Origin of the sequence: Dehalobacterium formicoaceticum, from assembly GCF_002224645.1 — a bacterium.
In the GTDB taxonomy this organism is placed as follows: Bacteria; Bacillota; Dehalobacteriia; order Dehalobacteriales; family Dehalobacteriaceae; genus Dehalobacterium; species Dehalobacterium formicoaceticum.
Window position 1 is genome coordinate 2262057 of the sequence record NZ_CP022121.1, and the last position, 21742, is coordinate 2283798.

General features: G+C 38.3%; 27 protein-coding genes. 21 read left to right on the forward strand and 6 right to left on the reverse strand.

The window, feature by feature from the left end:
• Window positions 1-172 precede the first annotated feature (172 nt).
• From CEQ75_RS10960 to tnpA, 10 genes are all read left to right on the forward strand, one after another.
• Entirely contained in the window at window positions 173-646 is a 474-nt protein-coding gene (locus tag CEQ75_RS10960; protein WP_089610602.1) for a hypothetical protein, read from the forward strand.
• 16 nt (window positions 647-662) lie between these two features.
• On the forward strand, window positions 663-1556 hold the full coding sequence (locus CEQ75_RS10965) for a sensor histidine kinase (RefSeq protein WP_157677424.1): 894 nt from the start codon (window positions 663-665) through the stop codon (window positions 1554-1556).
• Entirely contained in the window at window positions 1498-2130 is a 633-nt protein-coding gene (locus tag CEQ75_RS10970) for an accessory gene regulator ArgB-like protein (protein ID WP_089610606.1), read from the forward strand. Before CEQ75_RS10965 ends, CEQ75_RS10970 begins: the two co-directional genes overlap by 59 nt.
• A gap of 192 nt (window positions 2131-2322) precedes the next feature.
• A complete protein-coding gene (locus tag CEQ75_RS10975) occupies window positions 2323-2502 on the forward strand; it encodes a hypothetical protein (RefSeq protein WP_089610608.1) in 180 nt (59 codons plus the stop codon).
• Window positions 2503-2831: 329 nt separating this feature from the next.
• Window positions 2832-3638: a hypothetical protein gene (locus CEQ75_RS10985; protein ID WP_089610611.1), complete on the forward strand. Its 807-nt coding sequence runs from the start codon at window positions 2832-2834 to the stop codon at window positions 3636-3638.
• Between the two features lie 136 nt (window positions 3639-3774).
• Window positions 3775-4017, forward strand: coding sequence for a hypothetical protein (locus CEQ75_RS18385; RefSeq protein ID WP_157677425.1), 243 nt, complete (start codon window positions 3775-3777; stop codon window positions 4015-4017).
• A gap of 97 nt (window positions 4018-4114) precedes the next feature.
• Window positions 4115-4420 carry a hypothetical protein gene (locus CEQ75_RS18390; protein WP_157677426.1) on the forward strand — a complete coding sequence of 102 codons (306 nt, stop codon included), beginning with the start codon at window positions 4115-4117 and terminating at the stop codon, window positions 4418-4420.
• A gap of 82 nt (window positions 4421-4502) precedes the next feature.
• Complete coding sequence (locus CEQ75_RS10995; protein ID WP_089610615.1) at window positions 4503-5144, forward strand: ATP-binding cassette domain-containing protein; 642 nt, start codon at window positions 4503-4505, stop codon at window positions 5142-5144.
• 93 nt (window positions 5145-5237) lie between these two features.
• On the forward strand, window positions 5238-5660 hold the full coding sequence (locus tag CEQ75_RS11000) for a hypothetical protein (RefSeq protein WP_089610617.1): 423 nt from the start codon (window positions 5238-5240) through the stop codon (window positions 5658-5660).
• A gap of 22 nt (window positions 5661-5682) precedes the next feature.
• Complete coding sequence (gene tnpA / locus CEQ75_RS11005) at window positions 5683-6000, forward strand: IS66 family insertion sequence element accessory protein TnpA (RefSeq protein ID WP_089610477.1); 318 nt, start codon at window positions 5683-5685, stop codon at window positions 5998-6000.
• Here tnpA and tnpC read toward each other — a convergent pair.
• Together tnpC and tnpB are read right to left on the reverse strand one after the other, a co-directional pair.
• A complete protein-coding gene (tnpC, locus tag CEQ75_RS11010; protein ID WP_089610479.1) occupies window positions 5989-7581 on the reverse strand; it encodes an IS66 family transposase in 1593 nt (530 codons plus the stop codon). The two genes, tnpA and tnpC, sit on opposite strands and share 12 nt — an antisense overlap.
• 72 nt (window positions 7582-7653) lie before the next feature.
• On the reverse strand, window positions 7654-8004 hold the full coding sequence (gene tnpB, locus CEQ75_RS11015) for an IS66 family insertion sequence element accessory protein TnpB (RefSeq protein ID WP_089610481.1): 351 nt from the start codon (window positions 8002-8004) through the stop codon (window positions 7654-7656).
• Window positions 8005-8104: 100 nt separating this feature from the next.
• Between tnpB and CEQ75_RS11020 the strand changes: the two genes are divergently transcribed.
• From CEQ75_RS11020 to CEQ75_RS11040, 5 genes are all read left to right on the forward strand, one after another.
• Window positions 8105-8605, forward strand: a complete 501-nt coding sequence (locus CEQ75_RS11020) for a hypothetical protein (protein WP_089610619.1) — start codon at window positions 8105-8107, stop codon at window positions 8603-8605.
• Window positions 8606-8782: 177 nt separating this feature from the next.
• Complete coding sequence (locus CEQ75_RS11025) at window positions 8783-9415, forward strand: accessory gene regulator ArgB-like protein (RefSeq protein WP_089610621.1); 633 nt, start codon at window positions 8783-8785, stop codon at window positions 9413-9415.
• Window positions 9416-10169: 754 nt separating this feature from the next.
• A complete protein-coding gene (locus CEQ75_RS11030) occupies window positions 10170-10832 on the forward strand; it encodes a hypothetical protein (RefSeq protein ID WP_089610623.1) in 663 nt (220 codons plus the stop codon).
• 266 nt (window positions 10833-11098) lie between these two features.
• Entirely contained in the window at window positions 11099-11233 is a 135-nt protein-coding gene (locus tag CEQ75_RS19550) for a cyclic lactone autoinducer peptide (protein WP_089610625.1), read from the forward strand.
• A gap of 4 nt (window positions 11234-11237) precedes the next feature.
• A complete protein-coding gene (locus tag CEQ75_RS11040) occupies window positions 11238-11945 on the forward strand; it encodes a LytR/AlgR family response regulator transcription factor (protein WP_089610627.1) in 708 nt (235 codons plus the stop codon).
• A gap of 62 nt (window positions 11946-12007) precedes the next feature.
• Here the strand turns inward: CEQ75_RS11040 and CEQ75_RS11045 are convergent, their stop codons facing one another.
• The 3 genes from CEQ75_RS11045 to CEQ75_RS11055 all read right to left on the reverse strand — a co-directional run bounded on the left by CEQ75_RS11045 (window position 12008) and on the right by CEQ75_RS11055 (window position 14384).
• A complete protein-coding gene (locus CEQ75_RS11045; RefSeq protein ID WP_089610629.1) occupies window positions 12008-12550 on the reverse strand; it encodes a hemerythrin domain-containing protein in 543 nt (180 codons plus the stop codon).
• 86 nt (window positions 12551-12636) lie between these two features.
• Entirely contained in the window at window positions 12637-12951 is a 315-nt protein-coding gene (locus tag CEQ75_RS11050) for a cupin domain-containing protein (protein ID WP_089610630.1), read from the reverse strand.
• A 128-nt stretch (window positions 12952-13079) separates the two neighbouring features.
• A complete protein-coding gene (locus tag CEQ75_RS11055) occupies window positions 13080-14384 on the reverse strand; it encodes a mechanosensitive ion channel family protein (protein ID WP_089610632.1) in 1305 nt (434 codons plus the stop codon).
• 345 nt (window positions 14385-14729) lie between these two features.
• Here CEQ75_RS11055 and CEQ75_RS11060 point away from each other — a divergent pair, with 345 nt between their 5' ends.
• From CEQ75_RS11060 to CEQ75_RS11080, 5 genes are all read left to right on the forward strand, one after another.
• Window positions 14730-16154: an aldehyde dehydrogenase family protein gene (locus CEQ75_RS11060; RefSeq protein WP_089610635.1), complete on the forward strand. Its 1425-nt coding sequence runs from the start codon at window positions 14730-14732 to the stop codon at window positions 16152-16154.
• Between the two features lie 301 nt (window positions 16155-16455).
• Window positions 16456-17127 (forward strand): sporulation membrane protein YtaF, encoded by a 672-nt coding sequence (ytaF, locus tag CEQ75_RS11065; RefSeq protein WP_089610637.1) that lies wholly within the window; start codon window positions 16456-16458, stop codon window positions 17125-17127.
• A 456-nt stretch (window positions 17128-17583) separates the two neighbouring features.
• The gene (locus tag CEQ75_RS11070) at window positions 17584-17949 is read left to right on the forward strand and encodes a DUF4180 domain-containing protein (RefSeq protein WP_089610639.1); all 366 of its coding nucleotides are present in this window, start codon (window positions 17584-17586) and stop codon (window positions 17947-17949) included.
• A gap of 90 nt (window positions 17950-18039) precedes the next feature.
• Window positions 18040-19563: a metallophosphoesterase family protein gene (locus CEQ75_RS11075; RefSeq protein ID WP_242965471.1), complete on the forward strand. Its 1524-nt coding sequence runs from the start codon at window positions 18040-18042 to the stop codon at window positions 19561-19563.
• Between the two features lie 53 nt (window positions 19564-19616).
• Complete coding sequence (locus CEQ75_RS11080; RefSeq protein ID WP_089610641.1) at window positions 19617-20105, forward strand: Csac_0668 family 2Fe-2S cluster-binding (seleno)protein; 489 nt, start codon at window positions 19617-19619, stop codon at window positions 20103-20105.
• Between the two features lie 35 nt (window positions 20106-20140).
• Here CEQ75_RS11080 and CEQ75_RS11085 read toward each other — a convergent pair whose 3' ends face one another.
• Window positions 20141-21025 (reverse strand): LysR family transcriptional regulator, encoded by an 885-nt coding sequence (locus CEQ75_RS11085; RefSeq protein ID WP_089610643.1) that lies wholly within the window; start codon window positions 21023-21025, stop codon window positions 20141-20143.
• A gap of 152 nt (window positions 21026-21177) precedes the next feature.
• Here CEQ75_RS11085 and CEQ75_RS11090 point away from each other — a divergent pair, with 152 nt between their 5' ends.
• On the forward strand, window positions 21178-21678 hold the full coding sequence (locus CEQ75_RS11090) for a flavodoxin (protein ID WP_089610645.1): 501 nt from the start codon (window positions 21178-21180) through the stop codon (window positions 21676-21678).
• The last annotated feature ends 64 nt before the right edge of the window (window positions 21679-21742 follow it).

Below are 21742 nucleotides of genomic sequence, written 5' to 3' on the forward strand. Positions count from 1 at the left end.
TGAATGGGTAATAATAAACAGCCGCCTGAAATTAAGGCGGCTGTTTGTTATATAAGAATTTGACGGAGGGAACTAAAAAATGGCTTCCATCGTCTATTATATAAATGGAAGGATTAGGCTATTTTTCATCTGGTGTATGCTGTAAATGCGTAAATAAAAGGATTGATAAATCATGATTCATTCAATATCTTGGTATATTGTCTTATTAGTAAGTGTTCCCGAAACTTTTTTGTATCTTTCTATTGGATTTAACTTATTTAACTTAAAGATAAGTAATAAAAAAATATTAACTCTCGCCATACTGAATGGTATCATTGTCTATTATTTAAGGGGCCTATCATTGGTTTTTGGCATACATACTATTCTGATATTGCTATTTCTTGTCATGTTATCAAGAACAATGCTTAAATTAAAAATTATCTACTCATTAATTTCCATTACAGCAGGTATTTTAATAACCGGGCTCATTCAAAGCGCCCTTCTGCCCTTAGTTATCAGTGCCATGAAAATTGATCTTAATAATATTACGAATGATTCATGGCTGAACTTTTTCTTATTTATTCCTGCATTAATAGCAATGTTGATCTTGGATTTTTTTATTAAAAAGTATCGATACACATTATACAACTTTGAAATTGATGAATAGGAAGGATGTTAATATTTTGTCTGTTAATCTTACAATAATCATTACTATATTTTTGCAAGCAATTCTTTTTGTCATAGTAAATCATTATATATTTATTTTGGATGATTTTATCTCTTTAAAAGCTTTACTTCCATTTATTAATATACTTATGATAATTTTGTTCATTTTTTTATTTAAGTCAATAAAGAAGCTAGAAACACTTTCCAAAAAAAGATTAGAAGCTAATTTGTTAAAAGAGCATTTAAAACAAATAGAAACAATGTTAAAAATGATGCAAGAAGAACAGCATGATCATAATAAGCATATTCAAACTTTGCAGGCAATGGTACATCTCAATGAAATAGACAATGCCAAAGAATATATTGACGGGATCGCGGAGAAACACAGGTACACCGATGTTGTCAAATTTACCGGAAATCCAGCCTTAACAGCATTATTAAACAGCAAATATAAAGTGGCAGAACTAAAACAGATAAAATTTGATTTTAGTATCAAATGCAATATTAATGAAATAATTCTTCCACCCTGGGATCTGTGCAGTATCATCGGAAATATACTGGACAATGCTTTTGAAGCGGTCTTAGAGAAAGAAAACAATAGAAATGTGGGGCTGGAGATTAAATTTGAAAACAATAATTATGTTATCTACGTGATAAATAATGGCCCAAAGATCCCCAAATCAATTCAAAAGAGTATTTTTCAACCCGGTAATACTACAAAAGGCTCAGAAGGCAGAGGGTATGGGTTGTTTATCGTAAAAAAGCTGGTTGATGAGTATAATGGGGAGATCCAGGTATTATCGGAGGAGAAAACTGTATTTATCGTATCATTGCCCAAGGAGAGGATAAGACATGGTCAAAAAGATATCATTAACAATAGCGAGGAGCATCGGACAGCACCAATTAGCTGATGAGGAGCAGATCGAAGTATATTCCTATGCACTAGAATTATTATTAGGTTCGCTGTTAAAAATAGTGATGTTATTGCTTATTTCAGGTTTATTAAATATTCTTTATCCAACGATGCTGGGCACAATATCATTTGCGGGTATCAGATTTTTCGGAGGTGGGGTACATTTATCGACCTACTATCGATGTTTAGCAGGAAGTTTAATAATACTATTAATCCTTGGGAAAGTCGCAACCTATAATATGGATCCTCATTTTCTCATACCTGCTTTTTTTGTTACATTCATGTGTGGAATATATTCAATAATTAGATGGGTACCGGCTGGAACAGAAAAAAAGATGATTATTGACAGAGAATCAAGATTAAAGCAGAAAATAAAGGCCATGATATTTTTAATATCCTGCTTTGTTATTATCTTTGTTTTTCTATATTTTAAATTCTATACGTTTGCTAATGGGGTGGCTTATGGGCTAGTAGGTGCAATTTTTTTTATAACACCGTTAGGATTTCTAATGATAGAAAGCATAGATCGTTTATTAGATTTTATATTCAAGCCCCTCTGCAGTAAAAATTAAAACAATGATAAAACTATAATGTTGTGGCTAAATAGACCCTAAAAGTGGCTAAATAGGCCAAATTGTTGAAAGATAATGAAATTAATAATATAATCCAGTTAACTTAAGTTAAATAACCAAATAAAGTCCCGGGCAAATAATGTAACCTGTTTAAAACCGCTTTAAAAAATTAACATGGAAAGAGGGGTAAGAATGATTATTTTGAAGAAGAAATTATTAGTAGGAACTCTGGCAAGTGTATTACTGTTATCTGGAGGAGTTGTTTTTGCTGGTTCTGATTGGTCGCCAGAAGAGTCAAGAACACTGCCTGGGAGAAATGGCAGCGCCTACTCTAGTACTCAAGAAAAAAAGCTGTTGGCCTTGCAGGTTTAAAAATGCATGCTACTGAAGGATATAATATTGACGTTAGGACGATTGGATCTGTTAATGGTGGTTGGACAAGAGATGTTAGAGGAGGAAATACTTATAGTATAAGTGCCCCTCAGCCAGTTAAGTCGGAAGTTCAGTTGCATTTTAGTTCCGATCTGTTTAGTCCGACTACTAATATTGTTTATTCTTGGAGGAGTAATTAGTTTAAATCATTTTCATTTTCCGTGATTTACTGAATATAAGTGTTATAAACAAAATTAAAGAACAGCATGAAATCGATCTGTTCTTTAATTTTGTTATTTTAAGGGATTTTGAGAGGGTGACTTATCATTATGAATTACTCGATAATAAAGGAGATAAAAAATTTTCTCTCGTTAAAACGTATTTTCATATGGCTTCTTTTGATGTCATGGCCCTTTATCTATTTTATGATTCAACGAAATAACTATATTTTTCATGGCGATTATGATGTGTTTACCTTTATGATGGAGGGTATTGTAATCCTCGCGTTTGTTCCGTTGGCTGTGCTTGTTTACACAGGTTCATTTTCTCAGGAAATAAAAAATCGTTTCTTAGTATACACGCGTTTACGCATTCCATTGAGAAAGATGCTGGCCATCAAATTTTCTGCGAACTTTCTGCTAACATTCAGCGTTTTTTTTATTTTCGTATTCAGCTATTTTCTTTTTTCTTTTTATATCCAACCTTCCCTGGAACTCGTCCCATATAATCTGGCAGAGTATAATCTTGATGAGGCCAAGGTGATAGAAGGTTCTTATAGGCAACATACGTTTTCACAGCTACTGGAATATGGTCCTTTCACTTACGGTTTCCTCTATTCTTGCTGGGTTGGTCTCAATGCTGCCGTTTATGCATCCTTAGGATTCTTTTTAGTGCTTATATTAGAAAGTCAGTTTTTGGCTTTATCTATCCCCTTTCTTCTGTATCTTCTTGGTAGCTTTGTGCTAGGTGCAGCAGGTATTATTCGTTTCAGGTTTGTCGACGCTGTTTTCCCATTCAGTTACATGCAGCAACCGATTTGGACGGCTTTTGTACCCTTGCTATTTATTATTTTGGTTTGTACCGTTCTTTGCCTTTATGCGAGTAAACATTTGGATCGGTTGAATAACGTCATATGAGATATTTTAAGAAGATTTTAGATGAATTTACAACATGGAAATGGATTTTTTTTATAATGCTGCTATTCCCTTACGGAGGGGGTATCCGTCTGGACGTTGCTGCCCAAGCCCACCTTCATCAGGTTTCTTTCAATAAATGGGATATTATATTGGTATTTCTAAGCGATTTCACATTGATTTTTTATTTAATATTGCCTTTTTGGCTGTTTTTCTCAAGTCATCTTATAATAAAAGAGTGGGAATATACTTTGCTCATCCGGGTAAGAAGCTTTCCGGGATGGATGCTCCACACTATCATCAGTATAAGTCCAGTTCTTTTGGTCTTTCAAACTCTTTGGATTTTGATCAGCTTTTTGGTGACGATCAGTATACCATATGAAAGCAGCTGGAGTGCGCTTGCTTCAATTGATTCTCCTATGAATTACCTAATTTTCCCCCTGCAACAGACCGGACTTTCTCCCTGGTGCATATTCTTTATGCAAACAGCTTTATTAAGCCTTTTTTTGATCATGTTGCATGTTATCATGGCTGCATTGTATGTAATCGTGCCCCAGGTGAGAGCCATAGCGGCCATGAGTGTGTTTCTTTTTGCCGGGATCATCATTTCGCTTAAGATTTTTCCTAGGATTTTCCCTCCTGATTTTATCTGGAGTCAGGTGGAGAATTATATAATCATTTCTTGTGCGTATTATTCTTTTGGTTCCGCACTGCCGGCTTTTCTGGTTTCGGCTCTGCTAATCATTTGCTGCGTTCTGCTGGTAATCTTATGGCAGCATATTTAACAATCTATCGCTCATAGGACTGGCATCTTTTTCTATCTGTTTAAAAAAATAAAAATTTCACTTTAAGAAAGGAGCGTCGTCTATGTCGCTGATTAATATTCAAAATATAAGTAAATCTTTTAAAGGTATCCCTTTGTTTGAAAACGCATCGGCACAGTTTGATGAAGGCAAGATCTACGGAATTATTGGACAAAATGGCTCCGGAAAATCCGTCTTATTCAAGATGATTTGCGGATTTATGCGACCAGATGCAGGAGAAATCACGATTGATCCGGCCTACCGGACTAGGAAGACAAATTTCCCGAAAAATTTTGGGATTATCATTGATCGTCCTGGCTATATAGCTGGCAAAACCGGATTTGAAAATTTGAAAAGGCTGGCGGACATTCAACAGTTGATTTCTGATCAGGAGATCAGACAAGCGATGACACTTGTCGGCTTAAATCCTGATGCCAAGCAAAAGGTAAAAAATTATTCCCTGGGCATGAAACAAAAGCTTGCACTGGCACAAGCCTTTATGGAAAACCAGGAAGTTTTAGTCCTTGATGAACCGTTCAATGCGCTGGATTTTGATAGCGTGCACACTATTCGGCAGTTGCTTTTAAATTTCAAACAAAAGGGAAAAACGATTATCCTAACAAGTCACAACAAGGAGGACATTGATCTTCTGTGCGATCATGTGTTGCTGATCCGTCAATATGCCCTGGAAGAACAGATTAGGTAGTCAATTTCGCAATCCCCATCCTATTAATATGAATTTCAGCGAGTTAATACATTAGTGCTGATATTAGTATATGATTAAAAGGAGGAGTTAACATTGAGGAGAAAAGTTTGTACCTATATTATTATCTTTATATTGGTTATATTGGTGTTTGTTATCGCCGCTTGTAATATCGTGAACGATAAAATCAATAGCGAAGGCAACCGCGATATAGAGGGCAATACTATAACGGAAATAACGATTACCCCTGAACTGCGTGAAAAATACTTTGATTTGGCTTGGAATAACCGGTTTGATTTTATTCCTGATTTTCCTCTCAACGCTCCCCCTTCGGTTGCCCAAACTTATTTAGAGTATGCCTGGTTGTTGTGTCGTATGGATGACGCCCTTATTGGTGGTGAGAATGGCGGTTTTACCACTTACTATTTAGATCAGTTCGTTTTTAATCATTTTAAAGGTAAGCGTCAAATACTACCCACATATTCTTTTGAATCTAGCTATGAGATAATGTCTCCATGATAACTATAAGGAGGCCTGCTCATTGACCAAAGTTGAAAAGTGCCAAATGTGGAAATCCAGGGTGAATGAATTTAAATCGAGTGGCCAAACGGCTACAGCATGGTGCACAGCACATGAATTGAAGATCAATCAGCTGCGCTACTGGATGCGTAAGTTTAAGTCAGAAAGCAAGTCAGCAGAGAAGAAAATGCAGTGGCTTTCCGTGGAGATCGGCGGGTTAGAAGTAAGCGAACCTCAAGAAGCTTTGCCCGTTCGTGTAGGCAAAGCAACTATTGAAGTGCGTCCGGGATTCAATCCCAAACTTCTCTCTGATGTCGTTAAGACGCTATCAGTTATTTGAAGAAACTTTGCAGGATTCCGGAAGCGTGTCCGACCATGGGAGCAAAGCATCCAGTTGAGCCATATTTCCCAAGTCAATGTTGGGCAACTTCTCAAATAGATACGTCAAATAATGAAAAGGGCTCAGATGGTTGGCCTTTGCCGTCTCAATCATGCTGTAGATGATTGCACTGGCCGTAGCACCCTTCGGAGTGTTACTGAAGAGGAAGTTTTTTCTTCCGATTACGAAAGGCTTGATGGCTCGTTCTGCTCGGTTATTACTGATTTCCAGCCGACCATCAAGCAAGAACGCGCACAGTTTATCCCACTGCTTCAGGCTGTAATCAATGGCTTTTCCTAAAGCACTTTTCGGAAGAACCTGTCTTTTCTTCGTTCTTAACCAGGCTTCGAAGACATCAAGAACCGGTTTGCTTTGTTCCAAACGCTTGTCGTATCGCTCGTCAGCATCCAGATCCTTGAACCCTTGCTCTAGGTGAAAAAGCTGGTTACAATAATCCAGCCCTTCTTTCGCAACAGAAGATGTCTGGTCGGAGCCTTTTGGCAAGGCTTTGAGTGCATCAGAAAAATACCTTCTGGCATGAGCGAAGCAACCGACCGGTTTGACACCTGGAATGCCGTTATACCCTATATAGCCATCAGTATGCAAATATCCATTAAAACCGTCAAGCATGTTTTGCGGATGCTTACTGGCTCTGGTCGTACGATAGTCATAAAGATAGATCGGCACATCCGTATGACCTGTAGCATACAGCCACATATATGATTTGTTAGCGGCTGTTCTTCCTTCTTCACGCAGCACTTGCAATATCGTTTCATCCGCATGTAAAATCTCATGCCCAATTAGCTTGGTATGCATGCGGTTGTACAGATGAACAAGCCAATCATTCGCACCGTGAATCATCCAGTTGGCCAGTGTCTGGCGAGATAAATCGATACCAAAGTGTTTGAATTGCTGCTCCTGGCGGTAAAGCGGAACAGCAAGAGTATATTTTCGATCCATCACAAACGCCATTAAAGACGGTGAGACAAAGCTACCCGGAAGCACAGGGGCAGGCATGGGTGCAGTGATCACCGGCGTGGAGATGTCATTTTTCTCACAGTTACGGCATGTATATACGTGTCGCACGTGTTTGACTACCTTAACCTGAGCTGGAATAACCTTGATCTCCTTTCGGATTTCTTTACTCATCTGATGTAAATGCTCACCACACTGTGGGCAAGTTTGTGCTTCATCCGATAAGGGGTATTCCACAGTCTCTACGGGAAGATCATCAAGCATTTTGTCGTTCTTGCCCTTGGTCTTGCGTCTTTTATATGTAATTTCCTCAACCGTTGGTTCAGATGCCTTAGGATCGGCTTCTTGTTCCGCTTCATCGAAGAAACTTAATTGATCTGGATTGGTTTTCTCGCTGGATGCACCGAATCGCCGCTTCTGGCTTAAAAGGAACTGTTCTTCGTACCATTTCAGCTTAGCGGACAACTCTTCGATTTGGTGCTCTTGAACAGAAATTTTGTCCTTAAGACTTTGTATATGTTCATCCGTTTGAGGATGGTTTGCGTCTGATTCAGTTATGTTTTCCATGGCTTTATTATATCATTTTTCGCTAATGAAAGATAGCCAAAAACCGCATAGAATCAAGGTTTTTCGCAGTTTTTATATGATGATTCTCTCGCTTATTTCCGGATTGGCACTTGCCTGATGAAGGGGTAAACCATCGAGCAGCCATCGAAATTCTCGCTGGCTGACAGCAAGTGACTGGCTATTGCCATCTGGCCACTGAAAGTGTCCTTTCTCGAGGCGCTTGTAATGGAGCCAGAATCCATCGCCACCCCATTCTAGGACTTTGACTTTGTCCTTTTTGCGATTACAAAAGACAAAAAGATGCCTAGAGAATGGATCCAAGCGGAAATGCTCTTGCACGATTACAGCCAAGCCATCGATAGACTTGCGAAGATCCGTTGCGCCGGCTGCAAGATAAACCGTGTCTACTCGGCCTAACATCATAGCCACACTCACTTCCTTGTGATTGTCATGGAGGAGGTTTTGTCCCTCTTTTCGAATTCATTATCTCATAGTAAGAAAAGGACGAATATGTGGGTTTGATTTGACGCTTACTTTTAAAGTAAAAGATATCGACCATTCGCCTAGCAATATTGGTAAAGGTTGGGATTTTGACGGAAAGGTCTATAGCCCCCTGCCCGGTTCATGGAAGCTTGCGACTTATTGTGAAGTAGTGGCTTTAAATGAAAGAAAAGATGCGGAAAACAACCGAATAATCTATGATGTTTTTTTAGATGAATACCTCCTCAATGAACATGAGCTTCCCGGTGCGGTTTCGGATTTGGGGTGTTTTTTTGAAGATGAATTCTATAATAAATATATAAATGAAGCATCTCCCCAAGCGAGACACATTTTAGAGAAGTATAAGGAACCGATAAAAAAAGGATTATTAACCACAAATAAGGCGATCAGGCAAATAATTATTGATGGAGATACAGAAATATTCCGTGAAGGACATTACTTTACAATACATTTGCAATATTATATTGATCCGGAAACGAAAGACCTGGTATATATCTATTGTGAGAATAAGGATATTCATTGAGGTGTCAAGAGGATGTCAGACTGTGTGAAAACATCCCTTATCACATTCTAAAATAAGCAGTTATGTATGGGTTGTTCATCATAAAAAAACTGGTTGATGAGTATAATGGCGAGATCCAGGTATTATCGGAGGAGAAAACTGTATTTATTATATCGCTGCCCAAAGAGAGGATAAGACATGGTCAAAAAGATATCATTAACAATAGCGAGGAGCATCGGACAGCACCAATTAGCTGATGAGGAGCAGATCGAAGTATATTCCTATGCACTAGAATTATTATTAGGTTCGCTGTTAAAAATAGTGATGTTATTGCTTATTTCAGGTTTATTAAATATTCTTTATCCAACGATGCTGGGCACAATATCATTTGCGGGTATCAGGTTTTTCGGAGGCGGGGTACATTTATCGACCTACTATCGATGTTTAGCAGGAAGTTTAATAATATTATTAATCCTTGGGAAAGTCGCAACCTATAATATGGATCCGCATTTTCTCATGCCTGCTTTTTTTGTCATATTCATGTGTGGAATATACTCAATAATTAGATGGGTACCGGCTGGAACAGAAAAAAAGATGATTATTGACAGAGAATCAAGATTAAAGCAGAAAATAAAGGCTATGATATTTTTAATATCCTGCTTTGTTGTTATCATTGTTTTCCTATATTGTAAGCTCTATACGTTTGCCAATGGGGTGGCTTATGGGCTAGTAGGTGCAATTTTTTTTATAACACCTTTAGGATTTCTAATGATAGAAAGCATAGATCGTTTATTAGATTTTATTATCAAGCCAGTCTGCAGTAAAAATTAAAACAATGATAAAACTATCATGTTGTGGCTAAATAGACCCTAAAAGTGGCTAAATAGGCAATCCCTATAGAAATACCTGGAAGAAAATGATATAGTTCAGTTAACTCAAAGTGAAGTAGATAGCAAATCCCGGACGAATCATGGCAACCTGAAAGTTCAGATTCGTCCGGGAGCACACCCTCCTCTACCCAAGGCAAAGGCTAGGTTTAGTGTTATTATAAATCTTCCTAAGCCTGAAGTATAGGAGAGAATTTGGCTGGGGGAGGTATGTTTATGAATAGTATTTATAACACATGATAAATGAAGCTCAATATTTTAGTTGTCTGTTTTTGATTCATCAACCTAAGCAAAGGAAAGGATCAGAAAAACTCCGTAAATTTTGGTGAAATTTATCAGTGTCAAAGGATTAGAAACAATTTATTATGTTATGAAGGAGAATGAAATGATGAAAAAACTGTTGGGAGTTGTAATGAGTATAGCGATGTTACTTTCTTTTAGTATAAAGCCTTTTCTTTTAAAGGCTTTATAGTGTTTGCTCTTGGCCTTTTTTTCAAGGCATACTTCAAAGGATAGGTCTCATAGATAGGCATTCTTACAGTTACAGGTATTGAAAAATGCGTAACGTAAGTATCGAGTACCATTGTATATTAGGAGATGATAACCAATCCAGTAATTCCTATACAACATAACATATAGCCTTTGAAGAAAGGTTCTAAATTATTATTACTACTTGAATTAAAAAGGAGCTGGATTATATGTCCAATAAATCAAAAAACATAAGTTTATTTCTGCTTTTTATTTTCGTTTTACTGCCAAATCTTACTGCGTGCGGAAACAGCACAGATGGTACTGCAAATGATATACCAGAAGAAAAATTGGCCTTGGATAATTTTATTCCATTATTTCTTACAACAAGCAGCGTATCATATCCAGAAGAAGGGACCTCAAGGGAGTCCGAAGATAAGACAGAAAATCCTTTTGAAAAAATGCATGCAGATTATAATTCACTAAATAAAGATGAGAAAATAGCTTACTTAAGAAATATGATTGAAGAGGCTTTAACTGAAAATGAAGCTATTGGTGGCGTAACTTGGATTATGGAAACTGTAGATTCCTCTGTAAAGGATGTATTCCCAGATCTTTATGAAAGAATCATTCAACAAGATAAACAAATAAAAACAAAAAAAATTAGTCACATATATAATTTCCGTCATAACATTCTAACCGATGAGAATGACCAGTTAATAAAGGTGGTAGAGCTGGATCTGGAGAAAAATTTGATTCAGGAAAAAAAGGGTGGTGCAAATCAAACCATTTTGTTTGAGCATGAAAGTACATTAGAAATAATTACAGACGAGAATAATAAAGTAAAAAGTACAACTTTTATAGATCCTAAGGGAGTTCGGTTTGAAATTTAAGTTTCAAAGGTGGCAAGGTGACGTTTCGTTTGCCACATTAACCGGAGGGAATTTTTTTGGTTGCGGACGACAAAGATTCATTTATTAGCGTGTACAAATATTTGAATTTTACATGAGAGAATATGAGAGAATTGCGAATATGCAATTCTCTCAGGTATCAAAATGACAACTATTTAGGATGCATTAGAGGCCAAATTAAAGAAACTTATTCTACGACATTGTAGTATATGATATTAATATGAAAATTTAGAAGGGTATTTGATCACATGAAAATATTAAATAAACTTTCATTTGTATTTGCCGCATTTTTATTAATTGTCGCTCAAACAGGAGTGGGTACTAACAGCACATGGTTTCTATATGAGCCGGATGTCCCCGGAATGTTAAAAAATAAGGAATGAGTTTATGGTTGAAATATTATTGCTTGAAGATGAAATCTATACCAGAAGATTCTTTAAAAAATTATTATTGGAAAATCCACAGGTAACAAAAGTTTATGATACCTCCAGCGGTTCCCAGGCACAGATGATCGCCAAGCAGCACAGGCCTCATATTGCCATGCTTGATATTGAGCTTGGAGCAGATGAGCCGGCTAACGGTCTGGAAATAGCCAAGAGCATCTCCCATGAACTGCCGGAGGTTTACTTTATCTTTGTAACAGGCTATGCCCAATATGCAATTGATGCATTCGCCGTTCATCCCTTTGACTATATCCTCAAACCGGTCAAAAGAGAAAAGATATCGGAAACCATCAGTAAGATTGCGGATAAGATAAAAAAGGATAAAAAACCCTCAAAAATAATTTTGGAGTTTAAAGGACAAACGGTCTTTATCGATCCGACAGAAATATTATTTATCGAGAAATCGGAAAAGAATACCATCGTACATACAAAAGAACGGGCTTACACAACAAGATACAGCATTAGCGGGTGGGAGCAAAGGCTTGATGGAAATTTTTTAAAGGTACACCAATCCTTTATCGTCAACAAAGCAAAAATCAGCAATATTACCAAATTGGAAAACAGATCCTTTGAAATTGAGTTTCTTGGTTATCATAAGAAAGCTAGGATGAGCCGTTATCAGTATGAAGAAATTAAAAATGAGCTGATCTGAAACAGCATCATGATTAAGTGGTTAAATAGAGCACCTTCTTTATCAAAAGAAAAATGCCGGATTTATCCGGCAAATTCTTCTGACCACTTATGAATCATATGATGCAACTTTTCATGAACTCCATGACCGATAACTTCTTCTTCAAACTGCTCAAATTTTTCAAACATTTCATCCTGGAAAGCATCATCAAAAAGGCGGTCGGCTATAACAAATAAGTCATTATTTTCCTTATCAATATGATTTCTTAAGAGATCCCGATATTGAACAGCTGCCTTATTGAACTCAACCAAACTCTTTTCTGCCAGGGCTTGATTCATTTGCCCAATATATGACCTGGCGAGATCATGTTCTTGAAGCAGTTCACTAACGGATCCTCCCACGCTTACATCACCCTTGCTGATTAATTCCTTAAAAAGATAATTTTCTTCTTTTCCATGATGGCATTTATCAGCAAATATCTTCAGAAAATAGACCAGCTCATCATAATATCTCAGTTTAAGATCCTCCGCCTTGGTTTGATCTGCCATCATTTTATCCAATATTTCCAACACATGTAAGATGCTATTATGTTCATTGATCAGATCTTTCGTTGCCTGTCCCATCATCAATTCTCCTATTTCTAATTTATTTTATTCTTAATGCTTAATGTTTAGTTAATAGTAAATAGTGATTAAAGATTAGCGATTAGTAATTAATTTTTAGGCGCCGGTGCCTTAAGGACCGTTATTTCCAAGATATTTTCGTGCAGGTTCTTAACATTCATTTTGGTTTTATAGGGAATTTTCAGGACACAGCCTGCCTCATATTCGTGAATTTCCTGGTCATCAAGCTGAATGGATAATTTCCCTCTTAATACAGTCATATAGACATTGGAATTTGAATAATGCTCGGGTAGGCCTTGATCCTTTGGGAAAACCATATGCAAATAATGTACATTTTCATCCTGAATCAGTTTTTCTACAGTTTTTTCATCAGTCACTTTCAAATTACAAACCTGTTCAATCATAATTTTCACCCCTTATCAGGAAATTTATTACCTTAATTATACACTAATTATACAGTCTTTTCCTAGGGTAATATGTAACATTTGTTACGACAGCATAAATTATTGCAAGCAATAATATAGGTTCCAGGTTAATCAGTGCTTTCTTCGTAAGGGGTGGCAATTTCCAGGGTGGAAAGAGTGCTCTGCGCAACATCATCTTCATTATGCATCAGGACACTGCGCATATCGAAACCGCTGGGGTTCTGGAAGATGCGCAGCTCAAACTCCGGTGCCACCGCAAAGAGATGGTCAAAGACATCAGCCTGAATGGCCTCGTAAGCCCCCCAGCGGATATCATTGGTAAAACAGTAAATCTCCAAAGGCAAACCATTTTCATCAGGAGCAAGCTGACGCACCATAATGGACATGCCCTTATGAATCAGAGGATGATCCTGCAAGTAATTTTGAATATAGATGCGAAAGGTGCCAATGTTGGTTAAGCTTCGGCCATTTACTCTGGCGGCTTGATCGATCTTATTGCGGGCATTGTAAACCGCAATCTCCATTTCTTTATTTTCGATGTAGGCGGTGAGAAAATGAATTTTCTTGAAGCGCTCCAGCATCTCCGGGGAGCAGAACCGAATGCTGGTAATATCGATATAGATCGAGCGTTTAATGCGCCGGCCGCCGCTGTCCTGCATGCCGCGCCAGTTTTTGAAGGAGTCGGAGATGAAGGCATAGCTGGGAATCATCGTGACCGTATTATCAAAGTTTTTAACTTTCACCGTGGTTAATGAAATATCTACGATCTCGCCGTCTCCATTGTATTTCGGCATTTCCACCCAATCCCCGACGCGGACCATATCATTGGCCGACAACTGCACCCCTGCCACAAACCCCAAAATCGAATCTTTGAAGATCAGCATCAGTACTGCGGAAAGGGCACCAAGACCGCTTAAGAGCAGAAGGGGACTCCTTTCGATGAGGATGGAGACAAGTGAGATGCCTCCAACAATGAAGATCATGATCTTTATTACTTGAATAACACCTTTCAGAGGCCTGGATTTGGAAACTTCAAAGCTCTGATAAATATCGTTTACCGCATTGAGAAAAGCATTTAAGGCTGAAATAATTACGCCAATAATGTAAAAAATTACAAACTTTTCGATCCAGATTTGGTAAGCTGGGAATGAAGGAGCAGAATAGTAAATGATTATAGCCGGTACTAGATGGGAGAATTTATGGAACACCTTATGCTCCTGAAAAATATCGGCCCATTGGAGTTTGTTCTTTTTGATGACATGTGCGATCAAACGCAAGACGATTTTTTTCGTCACAAAATTAGCCAGCACACAGAGCAATACAACCAGCAGGAACATGACGGCCTGAGACAAATAGCCGGCTGCTGCCTCACCCATGCCATAACCCATAAAAAATTCCTTGGATAATTTCATAATGCAGCTCCTCAATATGAGATAGTTTTGATTAGAGTACCGAATAATATATGTGACATTTTACCTCACATTATATTCTATATCAACCCAAAAATATACCTGAAGGGGGACAGGGGGACAGGTCCATCGTCCCGCGGGGGCAAGCTAGACAAGCAATATCGTTTTATAACAGGAGGGGATTTCCGTTAAATTGGGCTGATTGGTCCCAATGATTTAATTGGTTAAATTGGTTTCAGTGGTTTAAATTGAAAAATCTGTTGCAGGATAAAGCCAGATAAAGGAGAATTAATTTTAAATTGAACTATTTAATTGAAATAATGAGGGGAAGGAAAGGGGATGAAAAGTATGAAAAAATATAAAATCTTAATCAATGGGGAATGGATTGAAACCGGGAAATGGATTGATGTTGTGGACAAGTATCACCTGAAGCCCTTTGCGTCTATAGCAGCAGCCAATGCGGATCTTGTTGGAGGGGCAGTTGCTGCTGCCGATAAAGCCTGGCGAGAAAAACCTTTGACTCCTTTTCAGCGCTACGAAATACTGATGAATAGCGGGGAAATTCTGAAAAGGCGCCAAGATGAAGTGGCTGAAACCATTTCTCAAGAAGTGGGCAAGACCTTTAAAGAAGCAAAGGTTGAGGCGGGGAGAGTAATTAACAATTTCATTATTGCCGCGGAAGAAAGCAAGCGCATTGTGGGAGAGATCATACCTGCTGATGCCATTCAAGGCAATGAAAACCGTTTTTGTTTTACCATGCGCCAACCGAAAGGCGTCATTGGATGCATTACCCCCTTTAATTTCCCTTTTAATTTAGTTGCCCACAAGGTTTGTCCGGCGCTGGCTGCGGGTAACGCCGTCGTGTTAAAACCCGCTTCTGCAACGCCGATTTCCTCAGTTATGATGTGCGAGATCTTGGAGGAGGCCGGGCTTCCTGCCGGCTATATCAATCTGGTTCCCGGAGCGGGGGAAGAGATTGGCCATGCCCTGTTGGAAAATCAGGATATTGCCTTTTATTCCTTTACCGGTTCCCCTAAGGTGGGGAAAGAGATCGCCCAAAAAACCGGTTTGCGTCAATGCTCCTTAGAACTTGGCTCAAATTCCGGTGTAATAGTCACAGCCGATGCTTCTTTAGATTTAGCCGTGGAAAAATGCCTCCGGATGGCAATGGCAAATGCCGGGCAGGTTTGTATTTCGGTGCAGCGGGTATTGGTGGAAGAAAAAATAAAAAATGATTTTATGGACTTAATGCTGGAAAAAGTTAAAGAACTAAAAGTAGGAGATCCTTTTGATCCCGAGACAGATATTGGCCCTATGATCAGTGAAAAAGAAGCGTTGCGCACAGAAGCATGGGTGGAGGAAGCCGCCCGTCAGGGGGCCCTTGTCTTACATGGCGGGAAAAGAATTAAAGGTGCCTTATTTGAACCGACCATTATTGATCAAATTACTTCCGATATGAAAATGTGGTGTGAAGAAGTCTTTGCCCCTGTTTTATGTGTCGCTACCTTCAAGGAATTTGATGAGGCTCTGCAAAAAATTAATGATTCCAAGTATGGCCTCCAGGCGGGTGTTTTTACCTCAAATATCAATAAAGCATTGGAAGCGGCAAAGGTTATCCAAACCGGCGGGGTCATTATTAATGACGCACCCAGCTATCGGGTGGATAACGGGCCATATGGCGGGATCAAAGAATCAGGTATAGGAAAAGAAGGGGTAAAATATGCAATCGAAGAGATGACCAATTTAAAAGTTATTGCCGTGAATCTGAATTAGCGATGATATGCAATAACCGGACTAGCTGGGAAAATGGCTGTGTGTGGACAGCCTGGCATATTCCCTATTATTTGGTTTTTTACCGGAGGCAGATATCCAAGCAGTAATGCCGGTCAGCCGGGCTGTCTAAGGGAGTTCAGTATGAGGAATAATAAGAATAAGCGACCAAATAACTAAAACGACCGTTTAGATCAGTTTAAGTCTTCGTCATCCATGCCCTTTAGAGGGCATAGTGATAAGAAGCACATAATTCCCCTCCGGCAATATACTAATTAAGACAGAGTTTTTAGGAGGGAATATTATGCTGTTTATTTCTTTACTGTTGTTTGCCTTAGCAGTCAGCATTGACGGATTCGGCGTCGGTTTTGCCTATGGGATGAAGAATATTATTATACCGATGCGCTCCTTGTTGATCATTTGTTTCACATCCGCATCGGCGATAGCCGCATCAATGTTTTTTGGCCAAGTGATTGTATCATTCATTCCACTTGAAACGGCCCGCTTGATAGGTGCTTTAATATTATCCGGAATCGGCTTATTGATGTTAATCCATGCTTGGGTTCAAAGAAGTGAGAAAAGTGAGGGAAATGAGGAAAGTAAGAAAGAAACATTATCCGGAACTGAGGAAAAGAAAGTGCTGGTGAGTTTCAAGATCATTCCCTTAGGCATCTTGATCCAAATCCTGAAAGAGCCCGGTCACGCCGATATGGATAAGTCCGGTACTATTGACGTGAAAGAAGCCTTGATCCTGGGGGTTGCTTTGGCGATGGATGCCCTGGCGGCCGGTTTTGCCGCTGCATTTGCCGGATTTCCCCCATTATGGACAGCATTGATGGTTGGGCTATGCAAATTTATCATCCTTCCTGCTGCAGTTAGACTAGGCCGGCTCAGTGCAAATAATCAGTTGATTAAGAAATCCGCTTTTATTCCTGGTTTATTAATATTGATTTTGGGACTGAGTAAGCTCAGGTAACAATATAATATTTGCATCTCCTCCGTTTGATCAATGCAGAACTGGGCGAAAAGGGTTAAATAAGTAACATTCATTTTATGCATCGCGGAAAAGGCGGAACGGTCAGAATTGCTGACCGTTCCGCCTTTTCCCTTATTATTTAAAGATTAACATAATAAGGACATTACTAGGGAAATATTTTGCTTCTTATAAATATATCTATTTACAACCATACTATTCAGTGTTGCTATATAGTGGCAGTAAGTAATACAGAATATGTGTCATACAGAATAGCGAGGGACGGTTTTTGACCCTTTTTTTCGGGCGTTTCATAGATGACATTCGGAATTTCAGAGTCCATGCTTGAATTTCTCATGGCTGGACTATATAGTGATAAATATAGAACATATAAACAAACAGGAATTCGCCGGACAGGTTTATTTGTCAGATTATTTACAAAATAAAGGGGAGCATAACATGGAATATAAAATATTAGGTAAACAAAATGACATTGCGCTGATTATTACTGATGAGGTTGTTATCAAGGATGCTCAATCCGCATTAGATTTGATTGCGTCTGCGCAATACGAAACTGATTGCGATAAACTTATAATATACAAGTCATGCGTGGCTGATGAGTTTTTTGTTTTAAGCACCGGAATTGCAGGCGAAATATTGCAGAAGTTCATCAACTATCGTAAAAAAGTCGCCATTGTCGGAGATTACTCAAAATACACAAGCAAACCTCTTAAGGACTTTATATATGAAAGCAACAAAGGAAACAGTATTTATTTTTTGTCAAGCATAGATGAAGCTGTGCTTAAGTTAGATAGTGCTGAATGAGCCTAACACATCTTTAGAAGATCCTTCATATCGATGTGAATGTCGCAGACGATATTCAACTAAGCGCTACGGATACACGGTGTGAAAAAAATGAAAAAAAGTGGTGAAGCTATGAAAATAAAGAAGATTGTTAACATAACGATAATTGCTTTATGTTTATGTCTTGCGGCAGGGGTTGGTGTCTTTATATATAATGCTGAAAGCTCTTATAAAATAAACAACGATTTTGAAAGCGTTCCTCTTCAGTTCAACCCAGACGATTCTTCCTCATCTTATCAAATGAATAATGTAGAAGTAACTGTATATGGCGGCTTTATTAAAGGAACCAAAAAGGATAAAAATGGAACAAAAAGCCTTGTTATCAGGGCATTATCACCGCTGCCTTCTATGAAAATTAAAGGAAAGACAACTGGCAATATCTCGTTGAGACTTGAAAATATAAACCCTGATTTCTATGCAAAGAGTATTATTGCAAACAACCTACCGACTGCAAAAGTGGCGGTCAACACCTTGCAGTTAAGTGTAGCATTTGATGTCGGGGAAATCATTAATATCGAACCCGTACAGCCGACCGGAACAGATAGTTCGGGAAAAAATAAATATGTAATACTCGGGGATAATCGGGACGGTTATGATACATTTGCACAGATTATACAGCAGGCAAACGGATTAAATCCGGTATTTGTTATTGACAATGGGGACTTAGTATTCAGTGGAAAACCAAACCAATATAGATTGTTTGACAAGACGGTGGGAAACATATCTACGACACTTTGCACGACTATGGGCAATCATGATATTCGTGGGAATGGCAGGGACATATATACCATGTTGTACGGCCCCGCTTATTATTCTTTTGATTTCGCAGATAGTCATTTTGTGTTTTTGGATTCATCCCCAGGTTGGGCGGAAAAACAAGCAATTTCAGACGAACAATATACCTGGCTGGAAAATGATTTAAAAAAGGCACAGGGTAAAAGTATTTTTGTTATTAGCCATATACCACCTCAAGACCCGCGAAGTGATGTAACAAAAAATGAAATCCCAAATTATGTAAATGAAGTGAAAGAAAACGGAAATTGGTTGGAAGAAAAATTAAATAACTACAGTGAAAGCAAAAGCATGAATCATGGTTTCCAGGATCCAAATGAAGCGGCCAAGTTCGAAAATCTCATGAGTACCTATCGTGTAGATACTGTTTACTTATCTCATATTCACAGCTATCTGGAATACACAAAAGACGGTGTTCGTTATCTTATTACTGGCGGTGCAGGAGCAGAGCTTTTGACAAAAGATAGCTATTATCATTATATGATAGCAAAAATTGGTGATGTTAAAACTGCAACAATAGTTGAATTGCCATCACCAGCAAACAACTATATTTCGCGATATGGGGCAACTATACAATTATTCGCTAATGCGATGTATGAAGAAAATCCTGTTCCAGTTGTTTTTGTGATTGCCGGACTTGTTCTGCTCCTGATCTTACTGATCATCAAGCTCTATCTTTGGAAAAAGCAACCCCTTGAGTCTTTATGGAAATGGCTAATTGATGTAGCCATATTTGCTGTGAAACGGTTTAAAGAATTGTTTAGTAACAAAAGTGGAAACTAAAGGAAAGTGATTAATTTCAAGATCTAGATCATCTAATTGTGGAGGTACCATCAATGGAAATCGTTAATGAATGCCGATGCAGATGTGAATCAGAAGACACAACTAAAAGACATAAGACCTGCCCTATATGTAATAATGAAGGGATTTCTGTTAGTAAAGTAACTGTAGAACATCTAGTGACAGATGATTATCGTAATGTTGTTGACGGGGATCAATATAAGATTTGCATGAATGAGGAGTGCGATGTTGTTTACTATAACCTAGATAATGAAGTAAAATTCTTAAAAAACCAGGTTAGAGTGCCTATCTGGTTCAAGAAAGATGCAGATCCTAAATATGCTTGCTATTGCAGCAAAGTTACAGAAGATCAGGTAATTGAAGCAGTTGTAAAGCATGGTGCGAAAACCGTAAAAGAAGTAAATGCCATAACAGGAGCAATGAAAAATTCTAATTGTAGAGAAAACAATCCATTGGGAGTATGTTGCCATAAGATTATTAAGGAAGCTATTGATAAAGGCTTACAAAGCTTTATGAGAAAATGAAAACGGGATATTTTAAAGAAGCATCTGAGACAGATTTATCTTTTTTTAAGCAACTCTAAAAATTTAAGTACATCCTCTTCTGGATCAATTGAATACAGAAGCCCATATGGGAGTCTATAATTCCAGCTCATCGGTAATGTGACAAGTGAAGGGTGAACATCTTTCCAACATTCTAAAGTTAAGAGGGGATGTCTTGTTTGCTCACATTTGTTAAACACTTCCATATCGTAAAATTGTGGTGTATCTTCGATGTGAATTTGGGGATGGTTTTGTTCTATTTCATTTCTGATTTCATCAATAGTATGGGAATCTCCACGTTTCACAATCATTAGGGATTCACCATATAAATCTGTTATGTCAATCTGCTGTTTCGAAGCAAGGGAATGTCCGCGAGGAACTGCACAGCCTATCTGATAGGTTCCAAGTTCAAAGAAATTGCAGCGGTTCAGCCATTGTGCTGAATCGCAGGCTGCAACCAGAAAATCAAATTTTTCTCCCAATGCGGATACCTCGGTTAAAATACCTTCATGCTTATCCTCAAAAGGAACGATGTTCAGTTTATACCCTGGAAAATAGTCATCTACTTGATACCACAAGTCCATAAATGGTTTACAGGGATTTAGTATCGAGGTTCCGACACAAAATGTGGTCTCTGCTGTCTCCATGATTTGTCGGGCTTCCATAATCGCTTTATCCGAATATGTAAACAGATATTTTGAGTGTTTATAAATGACCTTGCCTGCTTCCGTTAAATTGACACCTTGATTCGTTCGCTCAAAAAGTTTTAGATTCAGGTGTTTTTCCAGTGAATTAATTTGCTTCATAATGGCAGTAGATGAGATAAATAATTTTTCTGCAGCTTTTGTAAAACTTCCATAGTCTGCGACAGAGACAAAAGTGGTAAGCCGGCTATTATACATATTTACCTCCATTCATCGCATAAACCTTCGGTTGATATGATGCTATCAGATATGTTCTTCCGTGTCAAGAATGAGGACTGTATAATAAAGCAGTAAAGATAAACCCTGTAAAGATAAAGCAATGAAATTATAAAGTTCAAAAGGAGGTTACTATGGCACAGCTGATTGTATACTTCTCCCGCGCAGGAAACAACTATGTTAATGGGGCGATTAAAAATCTTCCTGTTGGAAATACGGAGATTGCAGCAAAGATGATGCAGGAATTGACAGGCGGGGATCTGTTCAAAATAGAACCGCTAGTCAAATATTCAGCAGATTATAATGAGTGTATTGCCGAGGCACAGGCTGACCTGAAGCGTGATGCACGACCTGAACTTGAAGCTTATCCTGATAGCCTGAATAATTATGACACCATCTATCTTGGCTATCCCAATTATTGGGGGACTATACCTATGGCGGTATTTACCTTTCTCGAACATTTTGATTTTACCGGTAAGCGGATTAAACCCTTTTGCACTCATGAGGGCAGTGGCATGGGAAAAAGCGAGAGCGATATTAAAAAACTCTGTAAGGGCGCTATTGTTGAGAAGGGGCTTGCAATTCATGGGGCAAAGGTAAATGACGCCCAAGCTGCCATTAAAAAATGGATTTAACATGATTTTTAAGGATGTAGAAAGATTTAACAAAGACATCACATTACAGGAAAATATCTAAATG